Annotated in this window: 8 protein-coding genes; 3 read left to right on the top strand and 5 right to left on the bottom strand. The window is 74.6% G+C overall.

Annotation, left to right across the window (positions count from 1 at the left end; translation table 11 throughout):
- The first annotated feature begins 141 nt into the window (after positions 1-141).
- Entirely contained in the window at positions 142-762 is a 621-nt protein-coding gene (locus tag DQW06_RS11705; protein WP_019611546.1) for an FMN reductase, read from the top strand.
- A 25-nt stretch (positions 763-787) separates the two neighbouring features.
- Here the strand turns inward: DQW06_RS11705 and DQW06_RS11710 are convergent, their stop codons facing one another.
- Positions 788-1,513 (bottom strand): SDR family oxidoreductase, encoded by a 726-nt coding sequence (locus DQW06_RS11710; RefSeq protein ID WP_013153478.1) that lies wholly within the window; start codon positions 1,511-1,513, stop codon positions 788-790.
- Positions 1,514-1,596: 83 nt separating this feature from the next.
- Between DQW06_RS11710 and DQW06_RS11715 the strand changes: the two genes are divergently transcribed.
- On the top strand, positions 1,597-2,523 hold the full coding sequence (locus tag DQW06_RS11715) for a LysR family transcriptional regulator (protein WP_013153479.1): 927 nt from the start codon (positions 1,597-1,599) through the stop codon (positions 2,521-2,523).
- A gap of 98 nt (positions 2,524-2,621) precedes the next feature.
- Here DQW06_RS11715 and pdxA read toward each other — a convergent pair whose 3' ends face one another.
- The 4 genes from pdxA to DQW06_RS11735 are packed head-to-tail and all read right to left on the bottom strand — an operon-like array spanning position 2,622 to position 7,169.
- A complete protein-coding gene (gene pdxA / locus DQW06_RS11720; protein ID WP_117198424.1) occupies positions 2,622-3,644 on the bottom strand; it encodes a 4-hydroxythreonine-4-phosphate dehydrogenase PdxA in 1,023 nt (340 codons plus the stop codon).
- The gene (locus tag DQW06_RS11725; protein WP_117198425.1) at positions 3,637-4,959 is read right to left on the bottom strand and encodes a four-carbon acid sugar kinase family protein; all 1,323 of its coding nucleotides are present in this window, start codon (positions 4,957-4,959) and stop codon (positions 3,637-3,639) included. Before DQW06_RS11725 ends, pdxA begins: the two co-directional genes overlap by 8 nt.
- Before the next feature lie 9 nt (positions 4,960-4,968).
- Positions 4,969-6,375, bottom strand: a complete 1,407-nt coding sequence (locus DQW06_RS11730; protein WP_117198426.1) for a GntP family permease — start codon at positions 6,373-6,375, stop codon at positions 4,969-4,971.
- Positions 6,376-6,395: 20 nt separating this feature from the next.
- Positions 6,396-7,169: a DeoR/GlpR family DNA-binding transcription regulator gene (locus tag DQW06_RS11735; RefSeq protein WP_013153483.1), complete on the bottom strand. Its 774-nt coding sequence runs from the start codon at positions 7,167-7,169 to the stop codon at positions 6,396-6,398.
- A 232-nt stretch (positions 7,170-7,401) separates the two neighbouring features.
- Here DQW06_RS11735 and DQW06_RS11740 point away from each other — a divergent pair.
- A partial coding sequence (locus tag DQW06_RS11740) for a dihydroxyacetone kinase subunit DhaK (protein WP_198662425.1) occupies positions 7,402-7,885 on the top strand: 484 nt, incomplete at its 3' end.

The following is a 7,885-nucleotide window of genomic DNA, read 5'->3' on the forward strand; positions in this document are numbered from 1 at the left end:
CCGGAGGACCCCGACTCCGCGGCGGACGCCCGCCCCCCACCCCGGGGGTGCCCCCGCGGGAATAGCCGGGACGGGCGCGCCGTTCCTCTGGTAGTTTCGCCAATAAACTACTTCTCAAGAAGCTTTTTACTAGGGGGACAGATGGCGACCCGCACACTGGTGACCGTCTCGGCGGGGATGAGCACGCCGTCCTCGACCCGCCTGCTCGCCGACCGGCTGACCGCCGCCGCCGAGGCCTCGCTGCGCGAGCGCGGCGACGAGGTCCGCACCCGCACCGTGGAGCTGCGCGAGGTGGCGCACGACATCGTGAACGCGATGACCACCCGGGTGCCCACCGGTGAGCTGCGCGGTGTGCTGGAGGACGTCGCCGGAGCCGACGGGATCATCGCGGTGACCCCGGTGTTCAACGCCTCCTACAGCGGCCTGTTCAAGTCCTTCTTCGACGTGGTCGACCCCGAGGACCTGGACGGCATGCCGGTGCTGATCGGCGCGACCGGCGGCAGCCCGCGCCACTCGCTGGTGCTGGAGCACGCGCTGCGGCCGATGTTCGCCCACACCCGCTCGGTGGTCGCGCCCACCGGCGTGTACGCGGCCTCGGAGGACTGGGGCTCGGGCGAGGGCGGCGGCCGCGAGCTGACCCAGCGCGTCGAGCGCGCCGGACGCCAGCTCGCGGCGCTGGCCGCGGACCGCTCCCCCGCGGCCGCGGACCCCTACGAGGAGCCGGTTCCCTTCGCCGACCTGATGTCGGGTCTGGGCGCCTGACCGGCCGCCCGCCGCCTGTCCGGGGTCACCAGGGGACGGCGCCCTCGTCGTCGAAGAAGCCGCCGCGCGGTCCGTCGTCGGGCAGGGTGGCGAGCCGGATCGCGATCGCCGCGCCCTGCTCGGGCGTGCGTGGCGCGTTGAACCCGGTGAAGTCGGTCGCCACGTAGCCCGGGCAGGCGGCGTTGACGATGACGTTCGTGTCGGCGAACCGGCGGGCGTACTGCGCCGTGACGCTGTTGAGCAGGGTCTTGGACGGCGCGTACGCGGCCAGGACCGGGCCGGTCCGCAGCGTCAGCGAGCCCATGTTGCTCGACATGTTGACGATGCGCGGCGAGCTCGCGCGGCCGAGCAGCGGCAGCATCGCGTTCGTCACCCGCACGACCCCGAACACGTTCGTGTCCAGGACCTCGCGGAGGACGTCGAGGTCGAGGGTGGTCGGGTCCTGGGCGCCGCCGTCGGCGCGGCCGGCGATGCCCGCGTTGTTGACGAGCACGTCGAGCCGCCCCGCCTCGCGCTCGATCGTCTTCGCCGCGGCGGAGACGCTGTCGTCGCTCGTGACGTCGAGGGCGACGCCGAACGCGTCGGCGCCCGCCGCGCGCAGCCGCTCGACGGCCTCCTTCCTCCTGGCGTCGTCGCGGGCCCCCACCGCGACCGTGAAGCCCAACTCCCCCAGGCCCTGGGCGATGGCGAAACCGATTCCCTTGTTCGCGCCGGTGACCAGCGCGGTCTTCGTGTCGTTCACGGAGTCCATGCTCGGCGGAGCGCGCACCCGCGGTCCAATACCGGCTCGGTCGGCCGTGATACCCCCCGGGTATGGGTCCATAGGCTGTCGGTGTGGACGATCTCGAAACCCGCGAACTCCGTTACTTCGTCGCCGTCGCCGAGGAACTGCACTTCGGGCGCGCCGCCGACCGGCTCGGCATCGCGCAGCCTCCGCTCTCGCGCGCGATCCGACGGCTGGAGCGGCGGCTCGGCGTCCCGCTCCTCGACCGGAACCGCCGCGGCGTGGCGCTCACCGACGCCGGCGGGGTGCTGCTCCGGGAGGCCCGATCGGCCCTGGACGCGGTCGCGGCCGCCGCGCGCCGGACCCGGCGGGCCGGAGCCCCGGATCGGCCTCTGGTGCTCGTGACGAAGGCCGGGGCCTCCCACGAACTGCTGCGACGGCTCCTCGACGCGGCGGGGAGCGCACCCGGCGCGGCGCCGGTCGAGGTCCTGCTGTGCGAGGTCGGCGAGCAGGCGGGGCTGCTCCGCGACGGGAGCGCCGACGTGGCGATCATGCACCTCCCCTTCGACGACGTCGCGGGGTTCGACACCGAGGAGCTCTGCGTCGAGGGCCAGGTGGCGATCCTTCCCGCCGCGCACCCGCTCGCCGCACGCGACCGGCTCACGCTGGCGGAGGTCGCCGACGTTCCGGGCCTGCCGATCGCCCGGTGGCCCCGGCTCGACGGGACCTACCCCGACGGGCCCGGACCGGAGGTGCGCACCCAGTCACAGCTCGCCCAGCTCGTGGCGCTGGGCCGGACGCTGCTGGTCATCCCCGCCTCCAGCCGCGCCTGGCAGTGGCCCGAGCACGTCTCGGTGCCCGTGGTCGACGCGCCGCCGGTCACCACGGTGCTCGCGTGGCCCTCGGGCAGCCGCTCCCGGGAGGTCGCCTCGCTCGTGCGCTCCGCGGACGGGCTCCGCGGCACCGGGACGTGCGGCGGCTCCGAGCGGTCCGGTCCGGCCCCGTCGCGACCCCCCGCCGCCGTCGGGGAGGGCTGAGGCCGGGGCGCCCGCCGCCCGTCCGTGCCCCACACGCGGACGGACGGCGGGTGGACCGGGTTCCCGGGAGGCGCGGACGGCGGTGCCCCCGCCCGCGGTCAGTTCCCGTACTCGGCGCGGATGCGGTCGGCGAAGCGGGCGAAGTCGGCCCCGTGCAGGAAGGCCGAGCGCATGGTGCCGTGGTCGGCCCTCCCCTGGCCCGCGATGTCGAAGGCGGTGCCGTGGTCCACCGACGTGCGCAGGATCGGCAGGCCCACCGTCACCGAGATCGTCCCGTCGAAGTCGAAGGTCTTGGCCGCGATGTGGCCCTGGTCGTGGTACTGCGAGAGCGCCCCGTCGTAGTGGCCGGTCAGCAGGCGGTGGAAGACCGAGTCCGCCGGGACCGGCCCGACCACGTCCGCGCCCGAGGCGCGCGTGCGCTCCACCGCCGGGGCCAGGTGGCGGATCTCCTCGTCGCCGAAGGCGCCGTTCTCGCCGCCGTGCGGGTTGATCGCCGCCACCGCCAGGGTGGGCTCGTCGTGGCCGAACACGCGCAGCGCGGTGAGCGCCTCGGTGATCGCCCCCACCTGCTGCTCCTCGTCGATCATGTCCAGCGCGCCGCGCAGCGAGACGTGCCGGGTGGCGAAGAAGATCTTCTTGCCGCGCACCACGAACATGGTGTTCTGGCGGGTGACGCCGGTCAGCTCCCCGAGCATCTCGGTGTGGCCGAGGTGGCGGCTGCCCGAGGCCCAGATGGCCTCCTTGTTGATGGGCCCGGTGACGATCCCGTCCACACGCCGCTCCATCGCCGCCCGCGTGGCCACCTCGATCGCGCGGACCGCGGCGGCCCCGGCGCGCGCGTCGACCACGCCCCACTCCAGCGCGGTGTCGCCGAGTGCGTCGATGTCGAGGCAGTCGACCACCCCCTCCTGCTCCGGCGGAAGGTCCCAGGAGGACAGGGCGCGCACCCGCACGTCCAGGTCCAGGACGGCGGCCGCGCGGCGCAGCACGGCGGGGTCGGCGACGACCACTCCGCGCGCGGGGGCGGTGGCGCCCACCTCGGCCAGGGTGCGCACGGTGATCTCGGGGCCGATGCCGACGGGGTCTCCGACGGTGACGGCCAGGGTCGGGCGTTCAGTCATCTTCTTGTCTTCCTCCGCTCGGGATCCGCGCGGACACCCCGCGCAGCCTGTCGTTGACCGTGTCGCGCAGCCGCGCCAGGCAGCGCGCGATGGTGTCCTGGTCCCCGACCAGCCCTCCCTTGGTGATGATCGGGGTGCCCTCCAGCGGCCCGCCGTCCAGGCGGCCGTGCACGGCCAGCGGGACGAGTTCGCCGCCCACGTCCAGGGCCCGCACGTCCAGGGCGGTGAGCAGGGCGGAGGTGACGTCGCCGCCGCTGGAGAACAGCGCGCTGGGCCGGACCCGGGCGACGGCCCCGGCGACCAGCGCGGCCAGCATGCCGGGCATGGCGCGGCGCGCCTCGGCCGGCAGGCGCACGACGTCCTCGGCCGAGGCGCGGGTGCGCACGACCACCGCCGCTGGGAAGGAGGACCTGGTCAGGGCTCCGACCAGGAGCCGCGCGACCTCGTCGCGGTGCCCGGGGTCGGACGTGAAGCGCCCGGCGTCGACGTCGACGAACTCCACCGAGGGGTCCTCGGCGACGGTGTCGAGCTGGCGCCGGGTCAGCTCGGTCGCGCTGCCCACCACGGCCAGGACCGGCCCGGGGTCGGGTGCGGTGCCGCGCAGCCCCAGTTCGCGGGCGAGCAGCGCCCCGAACGGGCCGGGGTCGGCGGCCACCCAGACGGTGCCGTCCCCGCGGGAGGCCGCGGCCGCCGCCCGGGCGATGTCGGCCAGGTGGTCCTCGGTCACGGCGTCGCACAGCACGACGGGTTCGTCGCCCGCGAGCAGCTCACCGACGAGGTCGGCGCGGGTGACCCGCCCCAGGGACAGGTGCCGCACGGCCAGGGCGCTCTGCTCGGCGACGAGGTCGGCCACCGCGCTGGTGCGGACCGGGTTCAGCGGGTCCAGGGCCAGCTGGGTGCGTTCCAGGGGCACCCCGTCGAGCAGTTGGACGCCGTCCACGGTGATCCGCCCGGAGGCGGGGTGGGCGGGCGCGAAGAGCACGCGGACGCGGACTCCGGGCGGTGTGCGCCCGCGCACCGCCCGCCAGGCGGCCTCCAGTTCGGCGCCGACGTTGCCGCGCAGGGTGGTGTCGGTGCGCTTGACCACCAGGTCCACCGGCCAGAGCCGGTCCACGGTGGCGGCGACGAGCCCGGCGGCCTCGTGGGCGGGCAGGTGGCGGCTGTCCAGGTTGGCCACGACCGCGTCGTAGGCCGGGGCCGCGTGGGCGGCGTGCCCGGCGTCCACCGAGGCCACGCGCATGCCGGTCTGGGCGAAGCGCGCGCCGGTGGCGTTGGCTCCGGTGAGGTCGTCGGACAGGACGAGGATCTGCGCCACGGGATCCCCCTATCCCAGGACCAGGGCGGCGACGCACAGCAGCGGCAGGCTGGCCAGCCACAGCACGGTGGTCATCCCGCTCCACATCTTCATGGCGGCGCCGCCGGACAGGCCGGTGAACCGGGTCACGACCCAGAAGTAGGAGTCGCTGACGTAGGAGAAGACGAAGGAGCCGGCGCACGCGGAGGCCACGGCGAGCGCGGGGTTGATCCCCGCCGCCGCCACGATCGGGGCGCTGAGGGTGGCGGAGGTGATGATGGCGACGGTCCCCGAGCCCTGGGCCAGCCGGACGAACGTGGCGATCACGAACGGCAGCAGGAACATCGGCACGGGCCAGCCCGAGACGGCGTCGGCCAGCGCGTCGCCCACGCCGGAGGCGCGCAGGACCTCGCCGAAGGCCCCTCCGGCGCCGGTGATGAACACGATCATCCCGGCCGAGGCGGCGGCCGCGGTCAGCCAGGAGACGACCTCCCTGCGCCCGGTCCCCCGGGGCGGCAGCGTGTAGACGGCCACGACCAGCCCGATGACCAGGGCGATGGCGGGGTTGCCGAGGAAGGCGAAGACGTCGGCGACCGCGCTGCCCTCGGCGAGCGCGCCGGTGAGGGTGTTGCCCACGATGAGCAGCAGGGGCAGCAGCAGCGGGATCGAGGCGGTCAGCGCGCTCACGCCCGGGTCCGGGGGCTCCTCGCTGACGTCGCGCCCGGCGACCGGGGCGGCGTCTCCGAGCCCGGCGACCTTGCGGGTGGCCGTGCCCGGCCCGCCCGCGGCGGCGTTCTCGGGGACCAGGCCCGGCTCCACGCTCGCCTCCAGGCGGGGTCCCATGTAGCGCGCGTAGACCACCACGACCGGGATGAGCAGGATCGACATGGCCCCGCCGAGCAGGACGGTGGTGCCCAGGTCGGCGCCGAGGAGCCCGACGGCGGCGAGCGGGCCGGGCGTGGGCGGGACCAGGTGGTGGGTGATGGACAGCCCGCCCGCCAGGGCCAGGCTCATCACGACCAGCGGCCTGCCGTAGCGCCTGGCCAGGGAGCGGGCGAGCGGGAGCAGGATGACGAAGCCGGAGTCGCAGAACACCGGGACGGACACGACCGCGCCGGTGGCGGTCATCGCCACGTCCTCGCGGCCCTTCCCGGCCATGCGGACGAAGGCCTTGGCCAGGGCGTCGGCGCCGCCGCTGCGTTCCAGGACGGTGCCGATCATCACGCCCAGGGCGATGACGACGCCGATTCCGGCGAGGGTGTTGCCGAAGCCGGTGGTCAGGTGCTCCACCAGCTCGGGGGCGGGGACGCCCGCGACCACGCCGGTGACCAGGGCTCCGGCGAGCAGTCCGATGAACGCGTCCAGCCGGGACCACAGGATGAGGGCGATGACGGTGGCCACGCCCAGGAGCAGTGCCGCGAGGAGCTGTACTTCCATACCAGGTGCCTTTCAGGGGGTCATTGCGGTCGCGTGCCCGCGTCGACCGCGACGACGTGGGGGGTGCAGGCGGGATCGGCGTCGAGGGCCTCGCGCTCGCGGGCTCCGATCCCGTCGTCGGTGATCAGGCCGTAGGGTCCGGGGACGACGGCCCAGTACGGGTGGGGGCCGGAGCCGACCTTGGTGGAGTCGGCGACCACGAAGATCCGCCGGGCGCCGCGCATCTGGAGTTCCTTGGCGGCGGCGATCTCGGGGCTGGGGCAGTTGAGCCCGCGGCCGGGCAGGAGCCCGTCGGCGCCGATGAAGGCGATGTGCGGGGTGATGCGGTCCAGCACGCCGTGCGCGTAGTCGCCGACGATGGAGCCGCGCCTGCGCCGCACGCGCCCGCCGACGACGACGAGTTCGATGCCCTCGGCGTCGTGCAGCGCCGCCATGGGGCCGAGGCCGGAGGTGACCACGGTGGGCCCCGAGCGCCGGGCCAGGCGCTCGGCCACGAAGGTGGTGGTGCTCCCGGCGTCCAGCAGGACGACGTGGTCGTCCTCGACCAGCGCGGCGGCGTGCTCGGCGATGCGCCGCTTGGCGGGGGTGTTGCGCAGGCTCTTCTGGGTCCAGGACAGTTCGGCGCCCGCGGGCGCGGGGACCGCGCCGCCGTGGGTGCGGACCACCTTTCCGGCCCTCTCCAGTTCGCCCAGCCCGCGCCGCACGGTGGAGGGGCTGATGCCGAGTTCCCGCGCGAGGTCCTCGACCCTCTGCACGCCGTCGGTGACGGCGTCCAGCAGCCCTTGGTGACGCATGACCACTCCTGCTCATTTCGCGCATGTGAACAGGGACATACTGCGCGCTTTACGCAGAGAAAAACAAGAGGTCAGCGCCAATCTGCTCATAACGCGCATATAACGTCCGGGGGGCGCGGATGCGGCCACCGGGCTGAGAACAGCGCGGCCGGGGACGTTTGGACGGGGCGACGCACGGCTATGTCGCATACGGCGCCGCGGGGGGCCGCAGCGAGAACTACGGAGCGTGCCGATGCGAAGACAGTTCATCAACGAGCCGGGCGACGTGGTGTCCGAGGCGTTGGAGGGGTTCGCCGCGGCCTGGCCGCGCCACGTGCGCCTCAACGCCGACCCCGCCTACGTCGTACGCGCCCGACCCGCCGCGGACAAGGTCGCGGTGGTCTCCGGCGGCGGCTCGGGCCACGAGCCCCTGCACGTGGGCTTCGTGGGCACCGGCATGCTCGACGCCGCCGTGCCGGGGGCCGTCTTCGCCTCCCCCACCGCCGTGCAGATCCGGGCGGCCTCGCAGGCGGCCGACACCGGCCGGGGAGTCCTGCACGTGGTCAAGAACTACACCGGCGACGTGCTCAACTTCCGCATCGCCGGTGAGCTGCTGGCCGACGCGGGTGTACGCAGCGAGATCGTCCTGGTCGACGACGACCTGGCCACCGACACCGGCGACGGCGGGGGTCCGGGACGCCGGGGCACGGCGGCGGTCGTGGCGGTGGAGAAGGTCT

This window comes from Nocardiopsis sp. TNDT3, assembly GCF_003427465.1.
GTDB classification, from domain to species: domain Bacteria; phylum Actinomycetota; class Actinomycetes; order Streptosporangiales; family Streptosporangiaceae; genus Nocardiopsis; species Nocardiopsis dassonvillei.

What these genes read in the sequence shown, in the direction of transcription:
- DQW06_RS11735 (WP_013153483.1), bottom strand. Translation starts at nt 7,169, where the DNA reads ATGCGTCACCAAGGGCTGCTGGACGCCGTCACCGACGGCGTGCAGAGG.
- DQW06_RS11705 (WP_019611546.1), top strand. Translation starts at nt 142, where the DNA reads ATGGCGACCCGCACACTGGTGACCGTCTCGGCGGGGATGAGCACGCCG.
- pdxA (WP_117198424.1), bottom strand. Translation starts at nt 3,644, where the DNA reads ATGACTGAACGCCCGACCCTGGCCGTCACCGTCGGAGACCCCGTCGGC.
- DQW06_RS11710 (WP_013153478.1), bottom strand. Translation starts at nt 1,513, where the DNA reads ATGGACTCCGTGAACGACACGAAGACCGCGCTGGTCACCGGCGCGAAC.
- DQW06_RS11730 (WP_117198426.1), bottom strand. Translation starts at nt 6,375, where the DNA reads ATGGAAGTACAGCTCCTCGCGGCACTGCTCCTGGGCGTGGCCACCGTC.